Genomic DNA, 15,511 nt, shown 5'->3' on the forward strand with positions numbered 1-15,511 from the left:
TATGCATAGCAGAGCTAACTACAAAAATTATACATTTTCAAGTGATCCTAACCATATCAAAAACTACAGGGCAAAGCTGTTGGAGGAAGGCTTAATTAGTTAAAAATTTCAATCTTATGTAAAATATTGTCTTATTTTGTAATTTTCTTGTTGACTAACGAGACGATATCTACTTTTCAATAAACTCCATTTGCATTTCTTGTATACTACTTTCTATTTGCTCTATTTGTTCTATTAACCTTTCTTCTAAGTCAAGATTACCGCTCAGCCTCGCTTCGGTTCTTTCTTTTCGTAATGCATTTAATTCTTTTAGTAACACTATATTATTCCACACAATTTCTGCAGATTTTCTCTCGTTCAGTTGGCTATTTAGTACACTAGTTTTTTCAAATACATACTTTATAACGTTAAACTGTTTCAATTCTTGTAACAAAGCCTCTTTATCGAGTTTGCTTTTGTTACTTATTACATCAATTACACGCTGTTGTAATCTTTTCATCTCATTAGTAAATTCAAAATGAGAAAATTGCTCAAAAAATATAGGACGGTTCAAAATTTCAGGAAATTCTACGGCTATACGCAAAATTACGGCCTGATTTTGCTCTGCTTCAATTAGCTCTGGAGATTTGTTATGAAGATACTCACCTTTTGTTGCTCCAGTTTTACTATTAAAAATCTGTTTTTTGAAGCTACTTCTTAGTTCACTAGCCTTATTGTAAAAATAATCTCTGTAATACCTTCTAATACTGCTGTTGCTAATAGTATTTACATATTCCATGAACTTGTGCTCAAGAATTGAATATTTTTCCGGAGCAAGTTTTTCATAATTTTGCAAATTGCTATCGATTATGTGATGCCATAAATATTCAGAATGCAGTTTTGTTGAATGGTCAAGAGCAGTCAACACGTCTTCTTTCTTGTATGCCAGTTCGTTACATATATCGTATGGATCTTTATTACTTGGCAAAGTCACAAACTTTAACGTGTATCCAGGCTCTAATATTGGCAGAGCAAGTTCTGCAACTCGAGTAGCAGCATGACGTCCAGCACTATCGCCATCCATACAGATGGAGATTTCTTTAGCAAATCTCCATAGATTTTTTATCTGCTCTGCAGAAATTGCGGTACCAAGCGGAGCAACTGCATTACTAATTCCTGCTTGATGTAGCGCTATAGCGTCCATATATCCTTCAACAACGAGTATGTGCTGTTTTTTACGTATTTCGCTTAAAGCAAAGTTTAATCCGTATAAATTCTCCCTCTTCTTAAAGAGCTGACTCTCTGGACTGTTTAAATATTTCGGCTGTTGCTCAGAACTTAGCACACGTCCGCCAAAACCAATAACTCTCCCTGCAATGCTCTGTATAGGAAATATCAGCCGGTCATAAAAATAATCATGAAAATTTTTGTTTACTAATCCAATATCAATCAAAATTCTGTCTTCAATACCTGAAGAGTTTAAATACTCTTTCAAACCAGAGCTTGGTGCATAACCTATCTTAAATTTATCTATGATTTTAGGTGAAATCTTACGCTGCTTTAAATAATCTACAACACCTTGATTTTTTTGTGCAAACCAATTTGCAGCTAAATCAAGCGCTAAAAATAGTTTATTGTCCTCTTTTGTAATACTAAGATTTTTGGGCAGTTCAACACCTGTAACCGATGCTAATTTTTCCAATGCTTCTTTAAAGCTTAATCCTTCAGTTTGTGAAATAAATTCAAATGCATCACCACTAGCCAAGCAACCAAAACAGTAATATAACCCCTTAGTATTGCTCACCGAAAAAGATGGGGTTTTTTCGTTATGAAATGGACAGAGCCCAACAAAACTATCTCCTCTTTTTATTAATCTGACTTTTTTACCTACTATGTCGGATAATAATAATTTTGATTTTATAATATCTATATGATCCATCTTGTTAAATTAGTAGTAGGATAAAAATTATATAGAATTTATACACATCTGACTCGAAATTTATTTCTATAACTAAAGCAATTTAGATTTACCGACAATGTAGCTATACAAATTCAAGAGCAATCCTGTCATCCAGGTAGCCCACAGAAACAAAAAACTTCCTTGACAAACCTCGCCAGCGCCCTTATCATGAAACTGAAGCTATTTATTTATCTTCTCTGTACAGATTAAATGACAAAAAAACTCAACGTATCTGGCGTCTCATGTTTAATTTTTTGCACTATGTGCACCTTATGTCTTTATCAAATTTCCGGGTTTTGACCTACACAAGCTGAAATACGCTTATAAAGCATTTAAAACATTAAAAAACGCCAACTTAAAAAATGGATAGTGAATAACTAGCTACCCTAGGGTTTCTTTTGCCTTTTTTTCTGTTTAGTAAATTTCTTAACGTTTATAATTTAGATTAGTTGCAGCTTAAAAGCAGCTAAATCGCGGTTATTAAGTGTTTAGAATAAAAAAACGCCATACTTGAAAGTATAATGTAAGTAATTAGCCAACCACGGGGCTTCTTTTGCCTTTTTTTTCGTTTGGTAAATTTCTTAATATTTATACAGAAGGTGTCATTCCAGTGCTTGACACTGGAATCCAGTTCTTATTATACAGCTATCTGGTGTACTTATTTAAAATTAAGTTTTCTGGATCTCAGTGCCAAAGCACTGGGATGACACCCTTCCTGGCGGAGATTATTCTCAAATCACAATGTTCGTACAGTTGTGGAATGAATTGCGGTATGACGTAGGAAAACCTTAGCTATAGCTTTAGAACTCCCAAAAGGTCAGAAGCATTGAATGACTTGACAGAAAGTTCAAACCCATATAAAATGTCCTTATTTCTTATATGTTAGGTATAGTATCAATTGCCTCAGATCATGCTGGTTATGAATTAAAATCAGAAATAAAACCTTACCTGGAAGCCCTAGGTTACAGAGTAGTAGATCAAGGCTGCACTGCTAAGCAAAAGTGTGTAGATTACCCAAACTATGCTGTTAAAGTTGTAGAAGATATAACAAGCAAAAAAGCAAATTATGGGATATTAATTTGTGGTACAGGTTTGGGCATGAGTACTGTGGCAAATCGTTTTGAAGGAATCTACGCTGCTTTATGTAACAGTGTTGAGATCGCAAAATTAGCTCGCGAGCATGGCAACGCAAATGTACTGTGTCTTGGTGCAGGGTTTACTGCGAGTGGATTAGCAAAAGACATAGTCAAACAATTCCTCGAAACAGAATTTTCAAAAGAAAGCAGACATAAAAAACGCCTTGATAAACTCAGCAATATAACCTCTAAGAAAAAAAAAACAAAAACTTATAACGAAGATGAAATATCAAAATTCGCTAAAATGGCAGGCCAGTGGTGGGATGAGAACGGCAAATTCAAACCATTGCACATGATGAATCCTGTTAGAGTATCTTACATTATTGAGAAAATAAAAGAGTTAAAAAAATGCAATTTAAAAGAATTATCATTGCTTGATGTCGGGTGTGGTGGTGGCATTTTGTCAGAGTCAATGGCACGCGTTGGCATTAACGTTGTGGGAATAGATGTATGTGAAGAAAACATAAAAGTAGCGCATTCACATGCAAAAAAAGTAGGGTTAAATATAGAATATATACACACCAGCATTGAAGAGCTAAGCAATGACAAGAAGTACGACGTGGTTCTGTTGATGGAAGTAGTTGAACATGTGGATAATTTAGAGCTTTTCATGAAAAAAGCGATAGAACTGCTAAAACCGGAGGGGTTAATCTTTATATCCACAATAAATAGAACTATCAAATCCTTCTGCCTTGCAATAATTGGTGCAGAGTACATATTAAATTGGCTGCCAAAAGGTACACATAACTGGAATAAATTTCTCAAGCCGTCAGAAATTGCAAATCACTTAAGAGAAAATAATGTAACGCTGCAAAACATGGCTGGCATGGAGTACAACGTAATAAAGCGTGAGTGGAATCTAACTAAAGGCGTGGATGTTAATTATATACTCTGCGGTTTGTTAGATTTAACTCTATAAAAGCACCATTTTCACTTCCAATACTTTGAAGGATCTTGGCCAGCTTTTATACAGTAGCCTTTATTAGTTAGCGCCCAACCGGAACGACAAGCATAACCTGTACCTACACGTTCATATCCAGGAGCAGCAACACACTTTCCATTCTCCAAGGTTTGACCTTTAAAAAGACAACAAACTTCTTTTTCTGTTACCTTTGTTACAATTTGAGGAGCACCAAAAAACACAGCAACAAACATACCCAGTGCGAAAAGTGCAGGCCAAGGCATTCTGCCAAATATTGCAAGTAAGCTTGAACCAATTATTACCACTGTAATCATTGGTCCACCTATTCCATGAACGTAACCTATTACATTACACATTACATCTGTTGCTCCATCAGCGTGTGCATCAAATGCATAGAAAACTATAAATAGAATTACAAGAAAATTTCTCATTGTTCTTTCAATAATCATGCCTGATTGTTTCTTATTTTAATAAAATTTCAGTAAATAGCTTTTTTCAAAAATTATGCTTAACCCAATCAATATTTATTTATTACTGCCTTTTTAATACTATAATTAACTCAGTTGATTTTTATCAAAATGCTAAACCATGGAACAATTCGAGAACTTTTACATCACCACGCCAGTATATTACGTAAACGATAAGCCGCATATTGGTCATGCATACACTTCTCTCTTGTGTGACGTGGTGGCAAGGTTCATGAAACTAGCTGGGAAAAATGTCAAATTTACCACCGGTACAGATGAACATGGACAAAAAATAGAAAAAGCAGCTAAAGCAAAGGAAATGCAGCCAAAAGAATTTACAGATGATGTGAGCGTTTCATTTAAAGAATTGGCTAAGTTCATGAATTTTGAGTATGACGATTTTATTCGCACTACGGAGGAACGTCACAAAAAAGCAGTTATAGCTTTATGGAATAGACTTGAAGAGAGAGGGCAAATATATTTGGATTCCTATTCGGGTTGGTATTCAGTTCGTGATGAAGCATTTTATCAGGAATCAGAGCTGATAGATGGCAAAGCACCAACAGGCGCAGAAGTTCAGTGGATAAAAGAAGAGAGCTACTTTTTTCGCTTGTCAAACTGGCAAGACAAATTACTGGAACTCTATAAAAATCAGCCAAGTTTTATCTTTCCTGAGAGCAGAAGAAATGAAGTGATATCGTTTGTAAGATCAGGGCTCATTGACCTCTCAATCTCTCGCACTAGTTTTAACTGGGGAATAAAAGTACCAGGTAATGACAAACACGTAATCTATGTCTGGATAGATGCATTAACCAATTATCTTACATCAATAGGTTTACCTAGTACTGAAGGTGAGGAATATAAGAGGTTTTGGGCAGAACCAGAAACACAGATTCCAGTGTCAAGCACTGGAATGACACCAAACCAAGGGAAAACGCAGATTCCAGTGTCAAGCGCTGCAAACCTAGCTGACAACTCTTTCAACGTTCATGTAATCGGTAAAGACATATTGCGCTTTCATGCTGTATATTGGCCAGCGATTCTCCTTGCAGCAGACCTACCACTGCCAAAACAAATTGCAGTTCATGGTTGGTGGTTGAACGAGGGAGAGAAAATATCCAAGTCCCTTGGTAATGTCATAGATCCAATTGGCCTCGCTCAAGAGTTTGGTGTTGATCAGCTACGCTATTTTCTCCTCAGGGAAGCAAGCTTCGGCCAAGATGGCAACTTTAGTAAGAAAAATATGATCAGCCGGATAAATTCAGAACTGGCAAACAACATAGGCAATTTAGTGCAAAGAACAATTTCATTTTTACACAAGCAATGTTCTGGAATTGTACCAACAATCGATCAAAGCCTACTTAAAGGTGAAGAAAGTCTTCCAGGTTGCAAAGCTATACTCGATCAAGTGATGAATCACCTATCAAAGTATGAATTTAACCATATCATACTTCTAATCATCAACATCTCTTCTGAAGCAAATGCCTACATAGACAAAAGTGCACCCTGGACACTAAGCAAAACTGACAGAGAGCGCATGAATTTAGTAATTTACAAGTTACTGGAATATATCAGGATAATAGGCATTTTATTGCAGCCAATCGTTCCCAAGTCAGCAGAGATGATACTAAATCAACTGCAAATTCCGAAAGAACAACGAGATTTAAAATCTTTGTGCGACGCGTGCGTAAGTTCAGGCATAACATTGCCTAAACCTACGCCGGTTTTTTTGAGGGTTGATGCTAAAGAGGAGAAATAGTGTAAAAACTATTTCTCCTGGATGGGATTATCTTTAGTTAACGACGGTGCACACCGCTGTCTACATATTCAAGTTAGGTGGCAAGTGCCTTAGTTACTTTAGCACAATATGGTTTAGTAACATCAGCACCTATCACTACTACTTCAGTCATTGCCGACTTAACCTTTCCTAGGCTCCATGCAAACCAGCCTTGACCATTTTCTTCTTTAGTTGGCTGACTTTCTGGGCTAGAAATCTCAGTACCTTTTTCATCACCAGATTCTGCATCATAAAATACATCCTGATCCTCAGAAAGACTCATTAAATAACTTTTAGCAGCATCAACATTTAAATGATCAGGTTGCTTAGGAACGTTATCAATATTCATCTGATTTTCCTGGCTAGGAGTCTCAGTTTTTAAATTTTCTTGTGTAGCCACATTCTTTTTTTCATCAGTTTGCTCTCTTAAAAATTGCCTTACCATCTTCTGTTTTTCTCTAAACAAAAAATCAAATAATATTGGAGAAAGCTCTAGCTTTGCCCCCTCTGGAATAACAATACCATTACCTTGAGATTCACTTGAAAGTTGACTAGCACCACTTGCTTGATCTGCCTTATTACCAAACATCAAGTTTTTAACACTATTCCAGTATGGTGAAAATTTTTCTGAGACCCATGAAAATTCTATTTTAGTTGATGGCATAGTATCATAAACATTTTTTAATTTATTTCCAACACTACTAATTGTCCCTTTTGCTTGTGAAATAATGGCTTGCTCTTGAGTTTGTACTTCGAAATCTCTCTTAGTAAGCTGCTGGTTTATGCTATCAAATTCTACCGCATTACCTGGCTGAGAAGCATTAATCCTTCTGGTTGCAGCCAACTCATTTTTCATTCTAAAAATCTCCCGATCTTTCTCAGAAATAGTTTTATCTTTATCTTCTATCTCTTTTGCTTGATTAGCCAGTTGAGTATTTTTTTCGGATATTTCTTTTACTTTCTCAGAAATTATTTTACCTTTAGCTTCTACTTTACTTTTTTCATCAGAAAGCTGAGCTTCCTTCTCAGAAATAGTTTTGTTCTTACTAACTGCTGCATACGAAAGTGCAATAGCTACAGCAGAAAATACAGCACCACCAATAATAAATGGAAGGCCAACACTTAATGCTGCAACTGGAGCTAAGAAACCAATATAAGGAGCTGCAGCAAACACTCCAGATGCTAATAAAGTTAAAGCAGCCAGAGTTCCAGCTATATAATAGGGTACATTGTTTTTATTCATCATCTCACGTATTATAAAATATAATACCATATATAAAAGGATTTTTAAGAAATTGTCAAGCTATCTTTACATAAAAAAAATAATCAATGAACTTGGGAACAAGAAGATTGCTGCCAAGCTATGAACTATGCCTTTCCGTGTAATCTTTGAATGCACCTCTGTTAGAGTCAAAATATAGCTTCACACTGCCAATTGGTCCATTTCTCTGCTTTGCAATAATGAGCTCTGCAATGTTTCTAATTTTTTCCATTTTCTCTTGCCATTCCCGATGTTTATTGTTTCCTTCATTTGGCTGTTTTCTTAGTTCATAATACTCTTCTCTATAGAGAAACATTACTATATCTGCGTCTTGCTCTATGCTCCCTGAATCACGTAAATCAGAAAGTTGTGGTTTTTTATCATCCCTCTGCTCAACAGAACGAGAGAGCTGAGATAGTGCAACAATGGGAATATTTAGCTCCTTTGCAATTGCTTTCAAACCCTGCGTCACTTCCGAGATTTCTTGCACTCTATTTTCATTACTCCTTTTTGTTGTTCCTCTGATTAGCTGCAAATAATCAATGAATACCACTTCTACATTATATAATTGATACAGCAAGCGTATTCTGGTGCGAAGGGCACTAATTGATAGCGCAGGGGTGTCATCTATGATGAAAGGCAGTTCAGATAATTCTGTACTAGTATTGATAAATTCATGCAATTCAAAATCACTAATTCTCCCGGTTAATGCCTTATAATAACTAATCCCTGAATCTATAGTGATCAGCCTTGCAGTTAATTGCTCTGCTGACATTTCAAGTGAGAAAAACGCTACATGGTGTTGTTTATCTGCTCTTTTTTGCAACATCTTACAAGCATTAAGTGCAATGTTTAGCGCCAATGCTGTTTTACCCATAGAAGGCCTTGCAGCTAAAATTAATAAATCAGATTTTTGTAGACCACCAAGAAGCTGATTTAGATCTTGAAGTCCGGTTGTAACGCCTAGCGCTTCTGGATTATTTTTCAGTGTGCTGATCTTCTCAACTACATCTTTAATTGAACTTGCAAGTTTTATATATGTTTTCTCACCTTGTTTTTTTACTGCCAAATTGAACAATTTTGTCATTGCTTGTTCAATTTGCGCCTGTGCAGGATTTTCAATATCGTAGTTGTAGCTATCACCAACTATTTCTTGCCCGAGCTTAATTAAACATCTCCTTAAGTAAGTATCACGGATTATTCTAGTCAAACTATAAATATCAAGTGCAATACTTGCCTTCGCTGCAAGCTTTGCTAAGTACTCTACCCCGCCACACTCGGTAAACGCTTGGTCGTTCTCAAAAAACATTTTGAGGCTCAGTTCATTGGCAACTATACCGTGTTTCCTGGTTTTAGATATTTGCGTAAAAATACTTTGATGCAGTGGATCATAGAAATTTTCTGCTGTAATTGTGTCTTCAACTGCATCACAGATTCTATTATCACGAATCATTGCACCAATAAGCATCTGTTCAGCTTCTAAATTATGCGGTAATTTACATATTTCCTTATCTACACTTCTTGAACTGAGGAGATTGGCTAATTCATTCATTTTAAGTTTTGAGAGTAACTGTTGATTATTGTAGAATATTTAGTCCTCATTTGAAAGATGTAAAGGCAAAAAAATTTGACTAATTCCGTGTTGCCTATAGCATTAAAACTTAATGCCCCTGTGGTGGAATGGTAGACACGGCAGACTCAAAATCTGTTGCTTGCAAAAGCATGCTGGTTCAAGTCCGGCCAGGGGCACGTTAAATATTGGAAAGTATATATATGTTACATAAATTTTTTAATCGTTTATTTTCTATTTTTTCTTCTATAAATGTTATTCAAAAGGTAAAGAAAGATGAAAATGGGATATGTTATGTAACCGGCCTCAGGCGCTATATATCAGTATTGCTTGATTTGATTATTATCGTTTTGTTCTTGCAGTTTTGCAGCCAAGCCTTAAATCAGCTCTTTATGAACTCAGAGGATAGCAAAATATTAAGTCAAATTGCTGCAAAATCCCCAATGCAAGCACCACTGTCTGCGGAAGAAAAGACAACGCAGAGTAGACTTATAAAATTACTAATCCTAAATCAAATAGTCCAGTTTATTATGCTCTTTTGCTATGTAATATATATGTGGGTAAAGTTTGCTACTACACCTGGAAAACTATTATTTGGGCTTAGAGTTGTGGATGCACAAACTTTCGAAAAGATGACCCTAAAACAAGCAACAAAGAGATTTTTTTCCTTTATATTGTCAGTTGCACCATTGTTCTTGGGCTTTTTATGGTCAAATTTCAACAAACGCTGTCAAACTTGGCACGATAAGATCGCAGCCACAGTGGTTGTCACGAGTAAAAGCCTTAGAAGGCAGAGCTAAAAACTACTTGACACCCTTCGCCAGCCCCTTTATCATGATACTGAAGGTATTCATTTATCTTCAATCTGTGCAGATTAAACGACAACAGTATTACGTATTGGCGTCTTATTTTTAATTTTTTGCACTATGTGCATGCACTGGGATGACACCTCTGGGCACTGCCGTCGTAAAGGAACCAGTGTCAGCTACTCGTATGACAAAGGAGGACAGTGTCTCAGCTACTTTCATGACACCATTTGCTGTCTTTAAAAATGAATGTTCTTACAATTGTGCGTCATGCGCTTTATTAAATATTTTACTTAAAAATCTAATTTCTTATTATACAAGAGATAAGCAATTCATTGATGATGAAAAATTACAAAAAGGGGCATAGAAAGCGCCTAAGGGAGAAAATTATTTTAGATAATGGACAATCATTACTTGATTATGAGGTTTTAGAGCACATTTTATATTCAGCATACAGTAGAATTGATGTAAAGCCGATAGCAAAGAGTTTGATAGAAAATTTTGGCAGTTTGAATAAAGTTTTTAATGCTGACCTGGAAGCGCTGCAAAACGTTGATGATGTCAGCAATGCAGCGATATCTGCCATCTTTTGTGTAAAACAAGCCTTTGTTCGTTCTGCAAGAGAAGAAATAAAAAACCTGCCTGTAATCGATAACTGGGAAAAATTGCTTGATTATTTAAGAATAAGTATAGGAAGCCTCAATAAGGAAAATTTTCGTGTCATCTATATGAATAAAAAGTATCGTCTAATAGCGGAAGACCTGCAAAATATTGGTACAGTAGATCAAACTCCTCTTTATGTCAGAGAGATCATCAAGCGCGCACTTTTGATTGGTTCAACATCCATTGTAATATCTCACAATCATCCAAGCGGAGATACACAACCTTCAAATAGCGATATATCTCTCACTAGACAACTAGCAGAAGCTTGCCAAAGTATAGGAATAGAATTAATAGACCACATTATTATTACATTCAGTAGCTATTTTAGTTTCAAGGAAAATAGGTTGTTGTGAAAGCCTTTATAGCTACAGTAACTTAGATTTACCGACAATCGTCATTCCGCTACGTGTTAGCGGCTAAGAGATACCGTGACGGGATGACGTAGGGGTTGCCGAGAACTTGTCATTCCAGTGCTTGACACTGGAATCCAGTTTTCTTTACAAATTCACCAAAAGTGCTTCATTCTATAACGCAAAACCCATACTCACCAAACCCAATGCATTACTTGCAATTAAGTTTCCTGGATCCAAGTAGTCAGGGCACTGGGATGACACCGTCATAAAGGAACCAGTGTCAGCTACTTTCATGACACCCTTCTGGTAGGCCCAAATCGCAATGTTCGTACAGTTGTGGAATGAATCGCGGTATGACGGTTCGCGGTGGTATGACGTAGTAGCTATTTCTTGCAATCAAGTTTCGTTAAAAGTCAGATTGAATGGTTAAATCTTCCACCCAAATAACCACGCACTCTACTTGCTTGTTTGGATATATTTCTTGTACTAAGGTTTTATAGATTAACATCTGTTTTTTTATTTCATTTAATAAGGAAACAGAAACGTTACGGTGTGACTTGTAGTCAATTATGATTGCTTTATCTTGCGTTATGCATAGCCTATCTAGTCGTACTAATACTGGTTCGCCATCGATTATTCCACTCAGTGTAATCTCTGATTTGCCTCCTAAGTCAAACAAATAGCCATATTTTTCATTAAAGGCCAATATTTTACTGTAAATTTCATCCTTATCTTCACTGGTGTTGATGTTATCAAGGTATTTTCTGACCCAATTTTTTCTCCTTTCTTTTTCTATCTTGGGCATATACTGCAATATGCTGTGAATTATTAGGCCTCTTGCATAACCATCTGTCATCCCAGTGCTCTTTTTTTTGTCATTCAAGTAGCTAGACACTGGCTTTTTTTCTCTAGGTTCCAGCGTTACGTGCTGGAATGACATTGATAGGTTTGGCGGAAGAGAAATGACCGGAACGTCAAAGTAATCACTTTTTTTATAAATGTAAGGGTAGTTTGCGTTCACACATAGCACTTCAACTTTTTCTTTAAATATTGGCTGTAAGCATGCTTGTTTCTTTTCATATGATGTTCCATACTGAGTGATTAAATCATACCAAGAGCCCTTTTGCACTGGCTCTTTGCTTAAGATGTATAACTCATCTTCAGCACGCGTGAGTGCTACGTATAATAAACGCAAATATTCATTATAATCCTCTAGTTTTTTCTCTCTTTTTACTTGATCACAATAAGCATTGTTGTTTTTTCCACACCAAAATGGCACTTCCATTCCATCAAAGATGATACTTTCATTGCTTCTTGGCACCGTATTTGTATCAACCAAAAATACTATGGGAGCTTGCAGACCTTTTGATTTGTGAATCGTCATTATTCGCACAGCATTGCGTTCTGATTGCATATCATTCTTAATCTCCGGATTATTCTCCTTGATCCATTGAACAAACGCTTGAAGAGATGGGTTTTCAAATTGCAACACAAGGTTCATAAATTCGTCTAGAACCTCAAAGCACTCAAGACCTAGCCTTGCAGCAAATTTCTTCTTACCTGTGCGCAATATATGTGTAAATAGTGCAAGAGGAGACTCTATGCGAGATAAGTTAATGAGATAGTTTAATTCACTATAGATAACCACAGAATAATCCTGAATTCTTTCCCATAGTGAATGCTCTTTACGGTCGTATGCAATGTTAAATAAATCATCCTCGGTGAAATTAAATAGCGGTGATTTTAAAGCATTTGCAAGAGCTAAATCATTTGCCTGGAGGAGTAAAAATTCGGCCAAAGCTATTAAGTCCTGCACGGCTATATAGTCCATAATTCTAAAATAATCCCGGCCTACAACTGGCACATTTGCTTTTTTAAGTTCGCTTATTATGTAATCAACTAACACGTTTCGTTGTCGCACCAAAATCATAATGTCTCTTGGCTCTATATGGCGATCTTTAGCGACTAAAATCCGCCCTTCGTTTAACCAATTGTGAATTCTGTTAGCTATTGTTTGAGCAAGTAATCGATCTGCTATTGTATAACCTTCCTTGCATGTCAGAGGAATTTGTAAAGCTCGCTGTTCTTTCTCTTTGCGCCTTGGTAACGCTGGCCAAATTTCAATATATCCTTGGTCATTTTCTCTATGTGGAACATGTTTTATTTCATTATCATTAAAAGATATTTCTGCGCGGAAGTTATTAAATATTCTATCTACAAGCATCAAAACTTCTGGAGTTGAGCGAAATGACTTTTCAAGTTGGCATGATATCCAATCTCTACCACCAGTTTTCGTATGAAAGTATTGTTGCATATAGTTGAATAGATGGGGATTTGCTCCTTGAAATCTGTATATTGATTGTTTTACGTCACCAACTACAAATAAGGTTCGCTTTTCATCATTACCGGCAAAAAATTCATCGCAGAGATTTGTTATAATTTTCCACTGGCTGATGCTATTGTCTTGTGCCTCATCAACAAGGATGTGATCTATTTTTTGATCCAAGTTAAACAATATCCAATCTTTATAGTTTGGATTGCTGAGAAGATTTGTTGCTAAGCCAATTATATCATTGTAGTCAAGCAGTGCATTTTTTGATTTTTCGCTACTGTATAGATCAACATATACTTTAAATATACCAAGTAAGCTACTGGTTCTCTTGAATATTTGATAAGAGTTCATGTCTCTTATATGGGTAAATACTACATTCTGAACGCTCTCTATTATTTGCTCTGCATCTTTGAATTTCTCCAAAATACTTTTTGTTGCAATGGATGATATGCTCTTTTTTTCGTGCGATTCTGATTTTAGAAATACCTTGGCTAGGTTTTCTATTTTGGTGTCATTCCACTTTATTCCGGTGTCATCCGAGTAGCTGACACTGGTTCTTTTTTTCTGGATCCCAGCTGGGATGACAGTAGAATAAAGTATTTCACTATAACTCTGATCTCTTTTACTGCCTTCACTTAATATCTCGGCTAGTCTTCCCACGTGCTCAATTGTTTCACTCTGTAAGTCATGAATTCCATCTGGGGCGCTCAATTTATCTTTGATATATTTCGAATCATTTGCTGACATCGATCTTTTTACACATAAAGTATAAAGCAAATCGCGTAGTTTATTTTCATCAATTTCAGTTGCAATAAGGTTGATATCATCCTGCACAGTTTCGTTATGAAGCACTTTATTGAATATGATGGAATGTAATTCTTTACATTCACTCAGCGTGCAATTTGGAGCAATGCCAGCTTCTATGGGAAAGCTGGAAATTAATTTGTAACAGAAAGCGTGTATGGTTTGTATAGTTAGACCAAGATTTTCCAGTTCAGAGAAAAGCCTTCTTGCTCTTGTTAAATAATCTTTATTTTTTCTGGATCCCAGTGTCACGCACTGGGATGACAAGTAGGGGTACATCGGAAAGAAATCTAGTTGTTCCAGATCCATTATTAATTCACTATCTGAACATATTGCCCACTTACTGAGTATGCTGTGAATGCGATTCTCCATCTCGTTTGCTGCAGCATTGGTGAATGTTAAGCAAAGAATATTTCTTTTGTTTTCTAATAAAAGTCTCAATACTCTGTCTATTAAGATTTTTGTTTTGCCTGTACCAGCGGACGCATTTACCCACACAGAGAAATTAGGATTTATGGCATTTGATCTCATCAGAAGTGCGAGAACCTTATAAAAGTTGACTAGAATAGCATTATACATATAATGTAAAAATAGTGTTAGTGAAGATATATAATGAAAAGTTTTTGTGTAAAGGCGCCTGCAAAAATCAATCTTTTTTTGCATGTTGTAGACAAAAAAGAAACAGGGTATCACTTGATTGAAGGTTTATTTGTCTTTGCTAATCTCTCTAATTTTTTGGAAATAAAAGTAGGTGAGAAGGATTCTAGATACGATAACTCTACAGTTGAATTTATAAACTCCGAGTCTAGAATAAATAACCAGTATAACACTGTAATGAAAGCGGTTAATCTGCTGCTTAGGCATGCTCCTGTACGCACTAAAGTCACTGTAAAGGTTGTAAAAAACATACCAATTGCTGCAGGACTTGGTAGCGGATCCTCAGATGCTGGAGCTGTGGTACGTACGCTAGGGAAGCTGTGGGAGATTGATAGGACGATTTTAAATGAAATAGCCTTAAACGTTGGTGCTGATGTTCCCGCAAGCGTAGATAGCAAGCCAGTTTTTGTTAGAGGTATTGGCGAAGAATTATGCCACATTAAAAAATTCTCTTTACCTACAAATGTGGTGCTTGTGAAACCGAAAAAAAGGTTTTTGAGTACACCAGAGGTATTTTCCAAACATGAAGGAAAATTTTCTGAGCCAATTAAATGGAGCGATGACGCTGAAAAGGATTTGTTGAAGCTTCTTAAAGAGACGAGAAACGATCTTCAAGAAATAGCAATAAGCTTTGTACCTGAAATTAAGGATGTGATATCAACACTTGAGTCACAAGAAGGCTCTATACTTTCTCGCATGTCAGGCAGTGGTGTATCATGTTTTGGAATATTCGATAGTGAGGAAAATGCAAAAGCTGCTGCAGTTAATATCGGAAAAAAGCAACCAGAATGGTGGGTATGTGACACTCAATTAATAGTTTGACT

12 protein-coding genes, 1 tRNA gene and 1 pseudogene are annotated in these 15,511 nt (G+C 36.1%); 7 read left to right on the top strand and 7 right to left on the bottom strand.

Annotated elements, in window-relative coordinates; genetic code table 11:
• Positions 1–169 precede the first annotated feature (169 nt).
• Positions 170–1,918 carry a DNA primase gene (dnaG, locus tag AAGD59_RS03495; protein ID WP_015589099.1) on the bottom strand — a complete coding sequence of 583 codons (1,749 nt, stop codon included), beginning with the start codon at positions 1,916–1,918 and terminating at the stop codon, positions 170–172.
• A 618-nt stretch (positions 1,919–2,536) separates the two neighbouring features.
• A pseudogene (locus tag AAGD59_RS06955) lies at positions 2,537–2,623 on the bottom strand (WPE palindromic element domain-containing protein); the annotation flags it as partial.
• Positions 2,624–2,818: 195 nt separating this feature from the next.
• Between AAGD59_RS06955 and ubiG the strand changes: the two are divergent.
• Complete coding sequence (gene ubiG, locus AAGD59_RS03500; RefSeq protein WP_015589098.1) at positions 2,819–3,994, top strand: bifunctional 2-polyprenyl-6-hydroxyphenol methylase/3-demethylubiquinol 3-O-methyltransferase UbiG; 1,176 nt, start codon at positions 2,819–2,821, stop codon at positions 3,992–3,994.
• 11 nt (positions 3,995–4,005) lie between these two features.
• Here the strand turns inward: ubiG and AAGD59_RS03505 are convergent, their stop codons facing one another.
• The gene (locus AAGD59_RS03505; RefSeq protein WP_233395601.1) at positions 4,006–4,428 is read right to left on the bottom strand and encodes a TrbC/VirB2 family protein; all 423 of its coding nucleotides are present in this window, start codon (positions 4,426–4,428) and stop codon (positions 4,006–4,008) included.
• A gap of 157 nt (positions 4,429–4,585) precedes the next feature.
• On the opposite strand from AAGD59_RS03505, the gene metG reads away from it, so the two are divergent.
• Positions 4,586–6,223, top strand: a complete 1,638-nt coding sequence (gene metG, locus AAGD59_RS03510; RefSeq protein WP_015589097.1) for a methionine--tRNA ligase — start codon at positions 4,586–4,588, stop codon at positions 6,221–6,223.
• A gap of 73 nt (positions 6,224–6,296) precedes the next feature.
• Here metG and AAGD59_RS03515 read toward each other — a convergent pair whose 3' ends face one another.
• Together AAGD59_RS03515 and AAGD59_RS03520 are read right to left on the bottom strand one after the other, a co-directional pair.
• Positions 6,297–7,487 (bottom strand): hypothetical protein, encoded by a 1,191-nt coding sequence (locus AAGD59_RS03515; protein ID WP_244662733.1) that lies wholly within the window; start codon positions 7,485–7,487, stop codon positions 6,297–6,299.
• A 115-nt stretch (positions 7,488–7,602) separates the two neighbouring features.
• Entirely contained in the window at positions 7,603–9,054 is a 1,452-nt protein-coding gene (locus AAGD59_RS03520) for a replicative DNA helicase (RefSeq protein WP_141456959.1), read from the bottom strand.
• Between the two features lie 114 nt (positions 9,055–9,168).
• Here AAGD59_RS03520 and AAGD59_RS03525 point away from each other — a divergent pair.
• From AAGD59_RS03525 to radC, 4 genes are all read left to right on the top strand, one after another.
• Positions 9,169–9,251 (top strand) — tRNA-Leu (locus AAGD59_RS03525).
• A 24-nt stretch (positions 9,252–9,275) separates the two neighbouring features.
• Positions 9,276–9,872 (top strand): RDD family protein, encoded by a 597-nt coding sequence (locus AAGD59_RS03530; RefSeq protein ID WP_174516777.1) that lies wholly within the window; start codon positions 9,276–9,278, stop codon positions 9,870–9,872.
• 142 nt (positions 9,873–10,014) lie between these two features.
• Positions 10,015–10,245 (top strand): hypothetical protein, encoded by a 231-nt coding sequence (locus AAGD59_RS03535; protein WP_041573522.1) that lies wholly within the window; start codon positions 10,015–10,017, stop codon positions 10,243–10,245.
• Entirely contained in the window at positions 10,220–10,894 is a 675-nt protein-coding gene (gene radC, locus AAGD59_RS03540; protein ID WP_197907349.1) for a RadC family protein, read from the top strand. The genes AAGD59_RS03535 and radC overlap by 26 nt, the downstream gene beginning before the upstream one ends.
• Before the next feature lie 171 nt (positions 10,895–11,065).
• Here radC and AAGD59_RS03545 read toward each other — a convergent pair whose 3' ends face one another.
• A complete protein-coding gene (locus AAGD59_RS03545) occupies positions 11,066–11,188 on the bottom strand; it encodes a hypothetical protein (RefSeq protein WP_255324787.1) in 123 nt (40 codons plus the stop codon).
• A gap of 112 nt (positions 11,189–11,300) precedes the next feature.
• A complete protein-coding gene (locus tag AAGD59_RS03550; protein WP_265027796.1) occupies positions 11,301–14,561 on the bottom strand; it encodes a UvrD-helicase domain-containing protein in 3,261 nt (1,086 codons plus the stop codon).
• A gap of 81 nt (positions 14,562–14,642) precedes the next feature.
• Here AAGD59_RS03550 and AAGD59_RS03555 point away from each other — a divergent pair, with 81 nt between their 5' ends.
• Positions 14,643–15,509 (top strand): 4-(cytidine 5'-diphospho)-2-C-methyl-D-erythritol kinase, encoded by an 867-nt coding sequence (locus tag AAGD59_RS03555; RefSeq protein ID WP_015589090.1) that lies wholly within the window; start codon positions 14,643–14,645, stop codon positions 15,507–15,509.
• Positions 15,510–15,511: the final 2 nt, after the last annotated feature.

This window comes from Wolbachia endosymbiont (group A) of Cephus spinipes (assembly GCF_964026895.1).
Lineage (GTDB): Bacteria > Pseudomonadota > Alphaproteobacteria > Rickettsiales > Anaplasmataceae > Wolbachia > Wolbachia pipientis.

Bases quoted from the DNA above. Each gene is read 5' to 3' on its own strand.
- AAGD59_RS03530 (WP_174516777.1), top strand. From the start codon at position 9,276: ATGTTACATAAATTTTTTAATCGTTTATTTTCTATTTTTTCTTCTATA.
- AAGD59_RS03550 (WP_265027796.1), bottom strand. From the start codon at position 14,561: ATGAGATCAAATGCCATAAATCCTAATTTCTCTGTGTGGGTAAATGCG.
- dnaG (WP_015589099.1), bottom strand. From the start codon at position 1,918: ATGGATCATATAGATATTATAAAATCAAAATTATTATTATCCGACATA.
- AAGD59_RS03505 (WP_233395601.1), bottom strand. From the start codon at position 4,428: ATGAGAAATTTTCTTGTAATTCTATTTATAGTTTTCTATGCATTTGAT.
- AAGD59_RS03515 (WP_244662733.1), bottom strand. From the start codon at position 7,487: ATGATGAATAAAAACAATGTACCCTATTATATAGCTGGAACTCTGGCT.
- radC (WP_197907349.1), top strand. From the start codon at position 10,220: ATGAAAAATTACAAAAAGGGGCATAGAAAGCGCCTAAGGGAGAAAATT.
- AAGD59_RS03520 (WP_141456959.1), bottom strand. From the start codon at position 9,054: ATGAATGAATTAGCCAATCTCCTCAGTTCAAGAAGTGTAGATAAGGAA.
- AAGD59_RS03545 (WP_255324787.1), bottom strand. From the start codon at position 11,188: ATGAAAGTAGCTGACACTGGTTCCTTTATGACGGTGTCATCCCAGTGC.
- ubiG (WP_015589098.1), top strand. From the start codon at position 2,819: ATGTTAGGTATAGTATCAATTGCCTCAGATCATGCTGGTTATGAATTA.
- metG (WP_015589097.1), top strand. From the start codon at position 4,586: ATGGAACAATTCGAGAACTTTTACATCACCACGCCAGTATATTACGTA.
- AAGD59_RS03535 (WP_041573522.1), top strand. From the start codon at position 10,015: ATGACACCTCTGGGCACTGCCGTCGTAAAGGAACCAGTGTCAGCTACT.
- AAGD59_RS03555 (WP_015589090.1), top strand. From the start codon at position 14,643: ATGAAAAGTTTTTGTGTAAAGGCGCCTGCAAAAATCAATCTTTTTTTG.